11 protein-coding genes are annotated in these 13,500 nt (G+C 71.3%); 2 read left to right on the top strand and 9 right to left on the bottom strand.

The annotated features are described in order from the left end of the window. Positions 1–89: 89 nt before the first annotated feature. The 4 genes from CLM62_RS47615 to CLM62_RS47600 form a co-directional block, all read right to left on the bottom strand. A complete protein-coding gene (locus tag CLM62_RS47615) occupies positions 90–623 on the bottom strand; it encodes a DUF5304 domain-containing protein (RefSeq protein ID WP_095756147.1) in 534 nt (177 codons plus the stop codon). Between the two features lie 57 nt (positions 624–680). Beyond that, positions 681–1,850 carry an ArsA family ATPase gene (locus tag CLM62_RS47610; RefSeq protein ID WP_095756146.1) on the bottom strand — a complete coding sequence of 390 codons (1,170 nt, stop codon included), beginning with the start codon at positions 1,848–1,850 and terminating at the stop codon, positions 681–683. Between the two features lie 58 nt (positions 1,851–1,908). Beyond that, complete coding sequence (locus tag CLM62_RS47605) at positions 1,909–2,352, bottom strand: SRPBCC family protein (protein WP_095756145.1); 444 nt, start codon at positions 2,350–2,352, stop codon at positions 1,909–1,911. 220 nt (positions 2,353–2,572) lie between these two features. Further along, on the bottom strand, positions 2,573–3,328 hold the full coding sequence (locus CLM62_RS47600) for a metallophosphoesterase (RefSeq protein WP_179382540.1): 756 nt from the start codon (positions 3,326–3,328) through the stop codon (positions 2,573–2,575). Between the two features lie 357 nt (positions 3,329–3,685). On the opposite strand from CLM62_RS47600, the gene CLM62_RS47595 reads away from it, so the two are divergent. Next, positions 3,686–5,482 (top strand): long-chain fatty acid--CoA ligase, encoded by a 1,797-nt coding sequence (locus CLM62_RS47595; RefSeq protein WP_095756143.1) that lies wholly within the window; start codon positions 3,686–3,688, stop codon positions 5,480–5,482. A 12-nt stretch (positions 5,483–5,494) separates the two neighbouring features. On the opposite strand, the gene CLM62_RS47590 is transcribed toward CLM62_RS47595, so the two are convergent. Then, on the bottom strand, positions 5,495–7,075 hold the full coding sequence (locus CLM62_RS47590) for a GMC oxidoreductase (protein ID WP_095756142.1): 1,581 nt from the start codon (positions 7,073–7,075) through the stop codon (positions 5,495–5,497). Between the two features lie 106 nt (positions 7,076–7,181). Further along, positions 7,182–8,324, bottom strand: a complete 1,143-nt coding sequence (locus CLM62_RS47585; protein WP_095756141.1) for a glycosyltransferase family 4 protein — start codon at positions 8,322–8,324, stop codon at positions 7,182–7,184. Positions 8,325–8,445: 121 nt separating this feature from the next. Between CLM62_RS47585 and CLM62_RS47580 the strand changes: the two genes are divergently transcribed. After that, on the top strand, positions 8,446–9,696 hold the full coding sequence (locus CLM62_RS47580; protein ID WP_095756140.1) for a glycosyltransferase 87 family protein: 1,251 nt from the start codon (positions 8,446–8,448) through the stop codon (positions 9,694–9,696). Here the strand turns inward: CLM62_RS47580 and CLM62_RS47575 are convergent. The 3 genes from CLM62_RS47575 to CLM62_RS47565 form a co-directional block, all read right to left on the bottom strand. After that, positions 9,653–10,801 (bottom strand): hypothetical protein, encoded by a 1,149-nt coding sequence (locus CLM62_RS47575; protein ID WP_373559260.1) that lies wholly within the window; start codon positions 10,799–10,801, stop codon positions 9,653–9,655. The two genes, CLM62_RS47580 and CLM62_RS47575, sit on opposite strands and share 44 nt — an antisense overlap. A gap of 309 nt (positions 10,802–11,110) precedes the next feature. After that, positions 11,111–12,130, bottom strand: a complete 1,020-nt coding sequence (locus CLM62_RS47570; protein ID WP_095756138.1) for an NlpC/P60 family protein — start codon at positions 12,128–12,130, stop codon at positions 11,111–11,113. 253 nt (positions 12,131–12,383) lie between these two features. Further along, a complete protein-coding gene (locus tag CLM62_RS47565; RefSeq protein ID WP_095756208.1) occupies positions 12,384–13,418 on the bottom strand; it encodes a C40 family peptidase in 1,035 nt (344 codons plus the stop codon). Positions 13,419–13,500: the final 82 nt, after the last annotated feature.

Here is a 13,500-nt window from a genome sequence, read left to right as displayed (position 1 = left end):
CTACGGCCAACCGTACCCGAGGCCCTGCCGTCGGCCTCCCGTCGTCCGTATGGAGGACGGGCCGGGCGGCGGCGAGGGGGATCCCCGCGTCAGTCCAGGTCGATGCGCTGGCCGGGACCGGCCTCGTCGCCCGGGTCGCGGCGGTCCTCGTCCAGGTCGCGCGGGTCGGTCTCGCGGGTCGTCCAGCGTCGCTCCTGGGCCTCGACGGCGGAGCGGTAGGCGGCGAGCAGTTCGTTCCCGGCGGCGGCCAGATGATCGAAGACGTCCGGATTGCGTTCGATGACGGGTTCGACGGCTGCCTTGGCCTGCTGCACGACCTGCTTGACCACCTGCTGGGCGGCCGGCCCGGCGACCGCCCCGAACAGCGGGGACTGCAGGCCGGAGAGCTTGTCGGCGACGGTGTCGACCAGCTTGCGCAGCTCCTCGGCGGCCGAGCCCGGCGGCGGGCCGTACTCGGCACGGCGGCGGGCCTTCTCGGCCGCGAGGTCCTCGGCAACCGCCGTCGCCCAGGCGTCGGCGTCGGTCGCCCGCACCTCGTCGACGGCCTCGCGCTCTCCCCCACTCTCGGCTTCGCTCGACCGGGGGGACCCCCATTCGTCGGACGGGGGGAGCTCTTCGCTCATGACGGACTCCTGACTACGGTTCGTCTCTACGACGTTACCCGAACGGGCGTACCCGGTTCACCGTGTCCGAGGCCATTGCCGCGGGTCCGGGGTGAAGCGGATCCGCAGCTCGCCATCACGCAGGGCGGCCCCGTCGACGGTGCAGCGGCGCAGGGCGGACGGCAGCGGAACGATCCGGCGGAACTGCCCCGCGCTGACGACGAGTTCGTCGCCGCGCCGGATCAGGTCCAGCTCGTCGCGTATCGCGCCGGGCAGCGGGATGTGCCAGACCAGCACGCCGTCCCCGGCGTGCCGGTCGACGACGGGCCACTCGACCGTGGCGGGCTCGGCCTTGACGCCCGGGACGCCCAGGCCGGCCAGGTCGTCGACACCGCGCGGGTCGCGGCCTAGGTGGGCGACGGTCCGGACGTCGTACGACGCCTGCCACTCGTCCAGCGTTTTGCGCTGCTGCGCGACGGGCCCGGCGAGCCAGCTGCCGGCCTCGGCCTCGGGGAGCACCCGGGTCGCCACCAGGAAGTCCGGGCGCAGGCCGCGCAGGGCGAGGCCGAGGGTGGCGTCGCGTACGGCGTCGGCGCCGGCCGGGGTGGGCTCGGCGACCAGCCGTACGACGGTGTTCCGGTCCGCGACGACCGCCTCGACGGCGGCGAGTTCCAGGTCCCAGCGCGCGGCCGTCTCGTACAGCCACTCCGCGGGCATGGGCACACCGGCGAGCCGGCCGAGGACGGGGCGCAGGGCGCGGGCGGCCTGCCGTTCGGGCGGGAGCAGGCGGCGCAGGTAGCGGCGCAGCTCCTCCGGGAGGGCGAGGAGGGCGAGGGCCTGGGGAGTGGGGGGCAGGTCCACGACGAGCAGGTCGTGTGCCTCGGCGAGGGTCGCGTCCCGCAGCGCGCGAAGCAGGGTGAGTTCCTCGGCGCCGGGGAGGGGGGTGACCTCCTCGGGGTCCAGGCGGGAGGCGCCGAGCAGGTCGAGAACGGACGCTGCGCGGGCTTGGAACGCCGTCAGGTCGTCCCGGAAGCCTTCGACCGCGTCCGGCCGCCAAGCCGTGAGGTTCGGTGCGACCTCTCGGGGGACCGGGCCCGTTGTGTCACCCAGGACCGCACCGAGCGTGTCGGTGCGGTCGGCACTGATGACCAGGGTGCGGGTGCCCTCACGGGCGGCGGTGAGTGCGGTGGCGGCCGCGGTGGTGGTACGACCGCTGCCGCCGGGGCCCGTGATCAGGATGGTGCGCATGGGGCTGAACCGTAACGGATGTTGGGGTTCAGCCCTGGTTCCGCCGCAGCGGGGTGGACTACTTGCTCCCCGACTCCACCCTCTTCTTCAGTCCCGCCAGCGCCCGGTCGATGATGACCTTCTCCGCCTTGCGCTTGATCATGCCCAGCATGGGGATCTTGACGTCCACCGTCAGCTGGTAGGTGACCTCCGTCGCGCCCGCGCCCGCCGGCTTCAGGATGTACGAGCCGTCGAGGGAGCGGAGCATCTGGGACTTCACCAGGGTCCAGGAGACCTCGTGTTCGCCCGTCCAGGTGTAGCCGAGGACCTGGTCGTCCTTGATGGCGCCGGCGTCCATGACGAGGCGGACCTGTTCGGCGCGCCCCTGGCTGTCCGTCGCCAGGACCTCCGCCTCCTTCACCTCACCGGTCCAGTCCGGGTAGCGGGCGAAGTCGGCGATCACCGCCATGACGTCGGCCGGTGCCGCCTCGATCGTGATGCTCGAGCTGGTGTGTTCCGCCATCGCCGTGGCTCCTCCAGATACGGGCCGGTAGTCCGTCACCGTGCGCAAACCTGCGCGCGGGTGCAGCGTGAAGGCTACCGCGCAGGCGACCGGCCGACTTCACCCCCATACGCCCGCGCCACCAGCAAGTCGTCGGGAGACGCGCACCGGACGCCCACCGGACGCGAAGCAGACAGGAACCAGCCCGGCCCCAGACCGGACCGAGACCCGAACCAGACGCTCACCATTCGAGCGCCCACGGCTTCCCGGACCCCGCGAAGTGCCCCACATTCACGCATTCGGTCGCCCCGATCCGCATCCGCCGCACCAGCGGCTGGTGGACATGGCCGAAGAGCGAATACCGGGGCCGTGTGCGGCGGATCGCGTCCAGCAGGGCGCGGCTGCCCCGCTCGAAGCGGCGCGCGACCGTGTCGTAGACGAGTTCCGGCACCTCCGGCGGGATGTGCGTGCACAGCACGTCGACCTCGCCCACCGCCTCGATCTTCGCCGCGTACTCCTCGTCGCTGATCTCGTACGGCGTCCGCATCGGCGTCCTGAGCCCGCCGCCGACGAAGCCGAACACCCAGCCGCCGATCTCCACCCGTTCCCCGTCCAGCACGGTCGTGCCGGGACCGGCGTATTCCGGCCACAGGGGCGGCATGTCGACATTGCCGTAGGTGGCGTACGTCGGTGTGGGGAACGCGGCGAACATCTCGGCGTACTGCCCCCGCACCGCCTGCTCGATCAGCCCGGCCCGGTCGCCGTCGATACCGGCCCACAGCCGGGCACCGAGCTCGCGTGCCTCCTCGTAGCGGCGGGCGGTGCGCAGCGCGACGATCCGGTCGGCGTTCTCGACGCCGAACAGGTCGGGGAAGATGCCGCGCGAGTGGTCGGCGTAGTCGAGGAAGAGGACCAGGTCACCCAGGCAGATCAGGGCGTCCGCGCCGTCGCCGGCGCGGGCCAGGTCACGGGCGTTGCCGTGCACGTCACTGACCACATGCACGCGCGCCCTGCGGTTTCGGGCTGGTGTGGGTGCCATGACGATCAAGCGTAAGCGTGTGCGGCATACGTGAACAGTGGCGACAGGACCTGCGGTTACTGGCCAGTCAGTTAGTGCCTGGACTACTGTGCGCTCAGGAACACCAATCTGTGTGACGCAGCGAACATCTCGCCGGGCCCCCTGTCGAAGAAGCCATACCGGCGGGTAACGTCCGGGCAGTCCAGTCGTGCTCTGGAATTCAACCACCGTGTCTCCAAGGCCCGGGGTGAGGCCCTTGAGCACCTGCCCGAGCCTTGGACCGACCGTCGCATCACACCACGTCGTGGCGCCGGCGCCCTATGAGGAGCAGCAGTCTTGCGCGAGTTCAGCCTTCCGGCTTTGTACGAGGTCCCTGCGGACGGCAATCTCACCGACATCGTCCGTAGAAACGCCGCGCAGCACCCCGATGTCGCCGTCATCGCCCGCAAGGTGGGCGGTGTCTGGCAGGACGTGACGGCCACCGCCTTCCTCGCCGAGGTCCACGCCGCCGCGAAGGGGCTCATCGCCTCCGGTGTCCAGCCGGGCGACCGGGTCGGCCTGATGTCCCGGACGCGGTACGAGTGGACGCTGCTCGACTTCGCGATCTGGAGCGCGGGCGCGATCACCGTGCCGGTGTACGAGACCAGCTCGCCGGAGCAGGTCCAGTGGATCCTCAGCGACTCGGGTGCCACCGCCTGCATCGTCGAGATGGACAACCACGCGGCCGCCGTCGAGTCGGTGCGCGACGGCCTGCCCGCTCTCAAGCACGTCTGGCAGCTCGAGGCCGGCGGCGTGGAGGAGCTGGGGCGTCTCGGACAGGACGTCACCGACGAGGCCGTGGAGGAGCGCGGCTCGCTCGCCAAGGCCGACGACCCGGCGACCATCGTGTACACGAGCGGCACCACCGGACGGCCCAAGGGGTGCGTCCTGACCCACCGCAGCTTCTTCGCCGAGTGTGGCAACGTCGTGGAGCGCATGCGGCCGCTCTTCCGCACGGGCGAGTGCTCCGTCCTGCTCTTCCTGCCGCTCGCGCACGTCTTCGGACGGCTTGTGCAGGTCGCGCCGATGCTGGCACCGATCAAGCTCGGCCTCGTCCCGGACATCAAGAACCTCACCGACGAGCTGGCCTCGTTCCGCCCGACGCTGATCCTGGGCGTCCCCCGTGTCTTCGAGAAGGTCTACAACTCGGCGCGTGCCAAGGCCCAGGCGGACGGCAAGGGCAAGATCTTCGACAAGGCGGCCGACACCGCGATCGCCTACAGCAAGGCGCTGGACACCCCGTCGGGCCCGTCGATCGGCCTGAAGATCAAGCACAAGGCCTTCGACAAGCTGGTCTACAGCAAGCTGCGCGCGGTCCTCGGCGGCAAGGGCGAGTTTGCCATCTCCGGCGGCGCCCCGCTGGGCGAGCGCCTCGGCCACTTCTTCCGCGGCATCGGCTTCACGGTCCTGGAGGGCTACGGCCTGACCGAGTCCTGCGCGGCCACCGCCTTCAACCCCTGGGACCGCCAGAAGATCGGCACGGTCGGCCAGCCGCTGCCCGGCTCGGTCGTCCGGATCGCGGACGACGGCGAGGTGCTGCTGCACGGCGAGCACCTGTTCACGGGGTACTGGAACAACCCGGGCGCGACCGAGGAGGCGCTGGCCGACGGCTGGTTCCACACCGGTGACATCGGCACCCTAGACGAGGACGGCTACCTGAGGATCACCGGCCGCAAGAAGGAGATCATCGTCACCGCGGGCGGCAAGAACGTCGCTCCGGCCGTGATCGAGGACCGTATCCGCGCCCACGCGCTGGTCGCGGAGTGCATGGTGGTGGGCGACGGGCGGCCGTTCGTGGGCGCGCTGGTCACCATCGACGAGGAGTTCCTGGGCCGCTGGGCCACCGAGCACGGCAAGCCGGAGGGTTCCACCGCGGCGTCGCTGTGTCAGGATCCGGATCTGCTCGCGGCGATCCAGAGCGCTGTCGACGACGGCAACGCCGCGGTGTCGAAGGCGGAATCGGTGCGGAAGTTCCGCATTCTGCCCTCCCAGTTCACGGAGGATTCAGGCCACCTCACGCCGTCCCTGAAGCTCAAGCGGAACGTGGTGGCGAAGGACTTCGCGACCGAGATCGAGGCGATCTACCAGAAGTAGCGCACCGGTCGACTATGGCGCGGTGTCCTCGGCGAGGACCCGCGCCATCGTCCGTTCGGCGAGCGCGGTGATCGTCACGAACGGGTTCACGCCGATCGACCCGGGCACGAGCGAGCCGTCGGTGACGTACAGCTTGGAATACCCCTTCACCCGGCCGTAGTCGTCGGTCGCCCTGCCCAACACGCAGCCGCCCAGGGGGTGGTAGGTGAAGTCGTCGGCGAAGACCTTGTTGGACGAGCCGAAGAGGTCGTACCGGTAGATGGTGGAGTTGGCCGAGTTGATCCGGTCGAAGAGCTTCTTGGCCATGCCGACGGAGACCGCGCTCTGGGCGGCGGACCAGCCCAGCTTCATGGAGCCGTTCGCGTACGAGAACGCGGCCCGCTCCGGATTCTTGGTGATCGCCAGATAGAGACTGACCCAGTGCTCCAGTCCCGTCGGCAGCGGGGCGATCTCGGCGAAGACGGGGTTGGCGGGGTTGGCCCAGTCGTCGATGCCCATGACCGGCATGGTGGACTGGTTCTCCCCGACCGTGTCCCACAGGTGGTTGGCCCGCCCGAGCATCACGTTCCCGTTGGTCCCCCAGCCCGTGCCGACGCTCGCGTTCAGGGCGGGGAGCGTGCCCGTCTCCCGTGCCCGCACGAGGAGTTCGGTGGTACCGAGGCTGCCGCCGCCGAGGAAGAGGTACGTGCAGCCGTACTGCTTGGTCTCGACGACCTTGCCGGTGAGGTCGATCCGGTCGGCGGTCAGGACGTACGTCCCGTCGCTCGCCCGGCTGATGTCCCTCACCTTCTCCATGGTGTGGATGGTGACGTTCCCGGTGCCGAGCGCCGAGGCGAGGTATGTCTTGTCGAGGCTGCGCTTGCCGTGGTTGTTGCCGTAGATCACCTCGGCGCCGAGCGCGGACCTGGTCGCCGTACCGGCCGCCTCGCGCTGCATGTACGCGAAGTCGTAGACGCTGGGGACGAAGGTGGTCCTCAGGCCGGTGTTCGCCGCGTGCTTCCGGGAGATCCGGGAGAACCGGTACCACTCGGTCGACTCGAACCAACTCGGGTCGACATTGTTGACGCCGAGCATGGAGCGGGCGCGCGGGAAGTACGTGCCGTACATCTCGGCCGCGTCCACGGTCGGGAACTGCTCGGCGAAGTACGACCGCGGCGGGGTCACCGCCATCGCCCCGTTGACCAGCGAGCCGCCGCCGACGCCCCGGCCGACGTAGACGGACATGGCGTCGAAGCGCACCCGGTCCAGGACGCCGGGGTAGGGGCTGATGTCCCTGTTGACGACGTCCAGCCACAGGAAGGTGGCCAGTGGAGCCTCGGTGCGGGTGCGGAACCACATGGACCGCTGGTCCGGGGCGCTGGTGGTGCAGAAGACCTTGCCGTCTGGGCCGGGCGTGTTCCAGGCGCGGCCCATCTCGATCACGAGGGTACGGATGCCGGCCTGGCCGAGGCGGAGGGCGGCGACGGCACCGCCGTATCCCGAACCGACCACGATGGCGGGCGCGTTGTCGACGGCGGCGAGTTCGGCGCCCGAGGCCGTCTGGAGACCGATGCGGGTGAGACCGGACGCGGCGGCGGTCTGAAGGGCCACCATGCCCAAGATTTGACGTCTCGTCAGCTGACGCTGCATCAGTTCTGCTGTCATGGGGGCAGCATCGGCGGATTATCTCGGTCCGGCCAGAACTTCCGCCGAACTTCCGCTACAGCAATGTCTTCAGCTTCTCCGCCAGCAGGTCCCACCGCCACTTCTCCTCGACCCACTCCCGCCCCCGCTCCCCCATCCGCCGGCGCAGCTCGGCGTCCCCGAGCAGGGCGAGGATCCGGTCGGCGGCCTCCCCGGCGGAGCCGCCGCGCACCACCCAGCCTGTCTCGCCGTCGAGGACCGCGTCCGGGGCTCCGCCGGAGTCGCCGGCGACGACGGGCAGCCCGGTCGCGGAGGCCTCCAGGTACACGATCCCGAGCCCCTCGACGTCCAGCCCGCCCCTGCGCGTCCGGCACGGCATCGCGAACACGTCCCCGGCGCCGTAGTGCGCGGGCAGCTCGGACCAGGGCACCGCGCCGGTGAAGCGGACGGAGCCGGCGACCCCCGTGTCGTGCGCCAGCTTGCGCAGGTCCTTCTCGTAGGGCCCGCCGCCGACGATCAGCAGCACGGTCTCCGGCTCGGCGGCCAGGATCCGGGGCATCGCCAGGATCAGCGTGTCCTGGCCCTTGCGCGGTACGAGCCGCGAGACGCACACGACCACCGGCCGCTCGGTCAGCCCGAGGCGCGCCCGCACCTCGTCGCCGCCCGAACCGGAGTGGAAGGTCTTCTCGTCGACCCCCGGCGGCAGCTGCACCATCCGCGCGGCCGCCTCCGGAGTCAGCACGGCGGCGATCCGCGAGCGCGTGTACTCGCCCAGGTAGGTGATCGTGTCCGTGGACTCCCCGATCCGGCACAGCAGTTGACGCGCGGCGGGCAGCTGCGCCCACCCGGCCTCGTGCCCGTGGGTCGTCGCCACCAGCCGCTCGGCACCCGCCTTCCGCAGCGCCGGTGCCATCAGCCCGAGCGGCGCCGCCGCCCCGAACCACACCGACGTGCAGCCGTGCTCCCGCAGCAGTCCGACGGCCCGCCGGGTCGCCGCGGGCGTCGGCAGCAGCATCGTCGTGGAGTCCCGTACGACGGTGAAGGGCTGCTCGGCGTCGAAGGCGGCGGTGGCCTCGACGCCCTCCCGGCCGCGCTTCCAGGTGGAGGCGTAGACGACCAGGCGTTCCGGGTCGAGCCGCAGCGCCATGTTGTGCAGGAACGCCTGGATGCCGCCCGGCCGGGGGGGAAAGTCGTTGGTCACGATGAGGGTCTTGTGCATCGCCGCCGACCCTATCGAACGGGCTGCTCACAACGGGGGCACGGCCGTGTCTGTGGCAGGCTCACAGCGGTGCGGGACATCATGTTCTCCTCAAGGCGGGAATCGAACGGCAGGGGATCACGTGGAGACGACGGGCGCGAGGCGGTCACTGACGTGGCTGCTGCCGACCTGGGGCGTGACCAGGCTGCTGCTCCTCCTCTTCGTCTTCAAGGTGTACGTCTTCCCGGGGCCGGACGTCACCGGCGACGTGTCCGTCATCTACCAGGGCTGGTACGAGGTGCTGCGCACCGGCACCTTCCCGCTCGACGACGTGACCTGGCAGTATCCGCCCGCCGCCGCCCTCGCGATCCTCTCCCCCGCCCTGCTGCCCGGCCTGGAGTACGCCTCGGCGTTCTTCGTCCTCGCGTTCCTCGCCGACCTGGCCGTCCTCGTCCTGCTGCTGTCCGCGGGCCGGCGCCCGGGCCGGACACCGCGCGGGGCCTGGGTGTGGGTGGCGGGCGTCCCGCTGCTCGGACCGACGGTGTACGCGCGCTACGACGTGATGGTCACCGCCGTGGCGGTCGCCGCACTCCTCGCGGGCGCCCGGCACCCCCGGGTGATGGGCGCGCTGGCGGCCTTCGGGGCGCTGCTGAAGGTGTGGCCGGCCCTGCTGCTCCTGGCCGCCCGCAGGCGCGACGCCTGGGCCTCGGCGGCGGTGACCGTCGTCGTGGTGGCCGGGCTGTTCGCCCTCGCCATGCCCGGCGCCTTCGCCTTCCTGACCTTCCAGCGCGACCGGGGCACCGAGGTGGAGTCGCTGGGCGCGCTGGTCTTCCATGTGGCCCGGCACTTCGGCTGGGACGGCGAGGTGCTGCTGAACTACGGCTCGGTCGAGTTCCTCGGCCCGTGGGTGAACGTCGTGAGCACGGCCGCGCTGGCGTTGACCGGCATGGCCTTCGGCTGGCTGCTGGTGTGGCGGCTGATGGCAAGGAGGTTCGAGGCGCACACGATGGCCGACGCGGCGTTCGTGGGGGTGCTGATGTTCACCACCACCAGCCGGGTCATCAGCCCGCAGTACATGGTGTGGCTGGTCGGCCTGGCGGCGGTCTGCCTGGGCTTCCGGAGCAGCCGGATGGGTCTGCCGGTCGGCCTGGTGCTGGCGGCGTGCTTCGTGACGGTCCTGGAGTTCCCGCTCTGGTTCGCGCACGTCGTCTCCAGCGACCCGCTCGGCATCACCCTGCTCTTCGTCCGCAATGGCCTGCTGGTCCTCGCCACCGTCATCGGGGCCCGCGCACTGTGGCGCGCGACGGTGCCGGCACGGTCCTCGCAAAGCAGGCCGTCGCCCGACTCCATCAGCCCAGCTGACCCCGCAGATAGTCCCGCCACTGCGCGGTGAAGACCGCCGGCGTCGTGCCGAGCACCTTCTCCATGGCCTCCTCGACCGCGCCCTCCCGCTGCTCGTGCGCGCCCACGGCCAGGTAGAACTCGCCGAGGCGCACCTCGCCCCAGCGCTCGGCGATCATCCGGCAGGCCATCCAGCCGCCCTCGTACGCCCGCGCCAGCTCGCTCGCGTCGCCGCTGAAGCCGAAGTCCCGGTCGGACGGCAGGGCGGTCGGCGCCTTCCCCTCGGTCACGGCCTCGGCCAGCTCCGGCGCGGCCTCGGCCGCTGTCCGACCGGTGCCGCGGTAGCCGACCCAGTCCGCGTACCCCTCGGACAGCCACAGGGGCGTCGCCGGGGTCGTGGCGGTACGGGTGGCGACATGGGTCGTCTCGTGGGTGAGCACGACCTGTTTGCCGAGGGCGCCGAGGAGGCCGTACGCGTCCGGGTTGACGGTGATCCGGTCTGCGGGCGCCCGCACCGCTCCCGTCTCCCCGGTGGTGACCGCCGCGATCCCGCGGTACGAGGACGCGGGCGAGGCGAGCAGCCCCGCCATCCCCTCCAGCGACCTCGGGACGAGGACGACGACGCGCCGGGGCCAGTCCGTGCCCCACGCGTCCGACACGGCCGGCACCGCGCGGTCCGCCAGGTCCGCGTAGGAGCGGAGCCCCTCGCCGGACTGCCCGACGCCCAGGACGAGGCTGTGCTCACCGCGGACGACGTTCACCTCGCCCTGGTCCCACAACTGCTGGGCGGCCTTCTTCGCGGGCCGCTCGGCGTCCACGTACCACCGCCCGCCCGCGTCCAGGGAGAGGTCCAGCGTGCGGCCGACGGTGACGGGCGCCCGGTCGTAGCCCTGGACGCGGTAGCTGAGCTCGGCGTCGGCGGTGGCGGTGTCGCCGGTGCGGCGCAGGGCGGTGACGCGGTAGGACCAGTGGGCGAGCGGCACCGCGCTGAGGTTCTCGAACCAGCTCAGCGCGCCCGTCCGTACGAACGCCACCTCGTCCCGGTCGAGGACCGCGACCGCCCGCCGGTCGAGAACCCGCTGTACGTCGGCCTTCGCGCTGTCGGTGGCGGGCTTCTGCCCGCAGCCCACCAGGGCGACCAGCAACAACAGACACAACGCCACGACAGCGCGTCCCGACGCCCGCCCTCGACTAGGCCCTGTCGTCAAATTCCCGTCGTCCGCCCGAAGGGCGGGCCGCGCGCCCGCCGCGGCAGCGGCCGATGTCCGCGTAGGTGCGTGCTCTCGGCGTGCCGGGCGCAGGCCCTCGTACTGGTTGTACGTGGGTCTGCGCCCGGTGCGGCGAGTGGGGGCACCTCCCACGCCCTTAAGGCAGTGGGGGAGCGTGCATGGCCTCGCGCGGCAGGCGGGAATTTGACGACAGGGCCTAGCCACGCCCCCGATCGTACGGCCGCGCGGGCGCCCTGGTCAGACCCTTGTCACCGTCGCCCCCGGCATCATGCCCACCGGGTCGTAGCGCACGGGCGCTCCGGGGTAGGGCGCGTGGATCACCTGGCCGTTGCCTGCGTACATCCCGACATGGCTGGCGTCGGACCGGTAGGTGACCAGGTCGCCGGGCTGGGCCTGGGAGAGCGGGACCTGGCGGCCGGCGAAGCGCTGGGCCTGCGAGGTGCGCGGGATGGCGACGCCGGCCTGCGAGTACGCCCACTGCGTCAGGCCCGAACAGTCGAAGCCGTAGGGGCCGTTGGCGCCCCAGACGTAGGGCCTGCCGAGCGCGGACTGGGCGGCGGCCACGGCGGCGGCGGCACGCTCCGAGGACGGGACGTCGCCCCCGAGGTCCGGCAGGTCGGAGCGGCCGGAGCGGGAGGCCCGGTCGTAGGCGGCGCGCTCCGCGGACGGCAAGGCGTTGAGCAGTCGGCGCGCCTTGGCCAGCTTCTTCTCGACGGTCCGCTTGTGGGAGGCGACGGCCTTGCGGCTCTTCTCCAGTTCGCCCAGTTTCCGGGCCGCCTCGGAGCGGTCCTGGGCGAGGTCGCGCATGGCCTGCTGGAGGTCCTTGAGCTCCCCGGCCTGGTGGACGCCGATCCGGTCGAGGACGGCGGCCTTGTCGAGGTAGTCCTCCGGGTCGTCGGAGAACAGCAGCGCCAGGGAGGGGTCGAGTCCGCCGGAGCGGTACTGGGCGCCGGCCAGCGAACCGAGCGCGTCCCGCATGGAGTTGATGCGCTCCTGCTGGCGGGCGATCCGGTCCTGGGCGCCGCTGACCTCCTTGCGCAGCGAACCGGCGCGTTCGTCGGCCTTGTTGTAGGCCTCGGTCGCCTTCTCGGCCTCTTCGTAGAGGCGGTCCACCTCGGCGCGGGTGTCGTCGTGCGGCGCGGCCACCGCCGACGTGGCCGGCACGACCCCGAGGGCCGCGGCGGCGGCTGACAGGACGCAGAGGGCGGTGGCCCCCCGGTCGAACCCGGACTGTGCAAGGCGGCGATGGGACCCCACGGGAAGCCGCGCTCCTTCCGCTGGCGGACGAGGACTGTCTCCCCTCGGTGAGGGAAACGCGGCAGACAGTAGCCCCGCTAGGGGACGCCGACCAACGACCTCCGTGAGCACACAACGTGACGCCCCGCCGCTGACGCAGGTCACCGGCGGGGCGTGGAGTCATTTTCACGTTGCCGCGATTCGCCCGTTCGGGCGGCACGGCGTGTTGATCTTCAGGGTTCCTCAGGAGGCCGAGGGACCGGACGCGAACACCTCAGACGCGGACACCGAACATGAACGGGCCGCCGACGGTGCCCATCGACTCGTAGCGGACGACCGTGCCCGTGCGCGGCGCGTGGATGATCTGGCCGTTGCCCGCGTAGAGGCCGACGTGGTGCAGGTCGTTGAAGAAGAACACCAGGTCGCCGACCTTGAGCTGGCTGACCGAGTAGATCTTGGTGCCGATGCCGGCCTGCGCCTGCGAGGTGCGCGGGATGGAGACGCCGGCCGCCGCGTACGCCCGGGAGGTGAGGCCCGAGCAGTCGTAGGAGCTCATGCCGGTGGCACCGTAGACGTAGGGCTTGCCGAGCTGGCTCTGTGCCCACGCGTAGGCCGCGCCGGCCCGTCCGGAGCCGGCGCCGGCGCCGAGGGCCTCGCCCGCGCTCTCGTTGCTGGCGCTGGCCTGCTCGGCGGCGAGTGCGGCCTTCTCCCGCGCGGTCAGGGTGTTGAGCAGCTTCTGCGCCTGGGCCAGCTTGCCCTGGACTTCCTTCTTCTTCTTGCCCAGTTCGGTGCGGGTGGAGGCGAGGTCCTTGAGCTTCTCGGCGGCCTCGGAGCGGTCCTGGGCGAGCTCGCGCTGCTTCTCCTGGATCTTCTTCAGCGCGTCGACCTGCTGAGCGCTCAGCTGGTCCATGGTGGACGCCTTGTCCAGGTAGTCGTCCGGGTCGGAGGACAGGAACAGCTGGACCGAGGAGTCGATGCTGCCCGTGCGGTACTGGGCGGCGGCCGCGAGGCCCATGCTGTCGCGCAGCTCGTTGAGCTCCGCCTGGCCGCGGGCGACGTTGTCCTGGATGGTGGAGATCTCCTTCTGGAGCTTCTCCTGCTTCTCCTTGGCCCCGTTGAACTTCTCGGTGGCCTGCTCCGCCTCTTCGTACAGCTTGTCGACCTTGGCCTTGACCTCGTCCTTGCTCGGCTTCTCGCTCGGCGCGGCGTTGGCCGCCTGCGAGGTCAGGGCCACGGCAGCGGCGGCTGCGGTGGTCAGCACGGTCACACGTGCGCGACTGGGCTGCTTGGGTCGACGATGGGACGCCACGGAGGTGAACTCCTTCTTCTGAGTGATCACCCGCTCTGAGGTTCGAAGGCAGACCCTAGTGACCAAGTTGTGATCGGATCAA

It is taken from the genome of Streptomyces sp. SA15, from assembly GCF_002291145.1.
GTDB lineage: Bacteria > Actinomycetota > Actinomycetes > Streptomycetales > Streptomycetaceae > Streptomyces.
The sequence above is the reverse complement of the archived record's forward strand: the minus strand, read 5'-3'. Positions and strand labels throughout refer to the sequence as shown.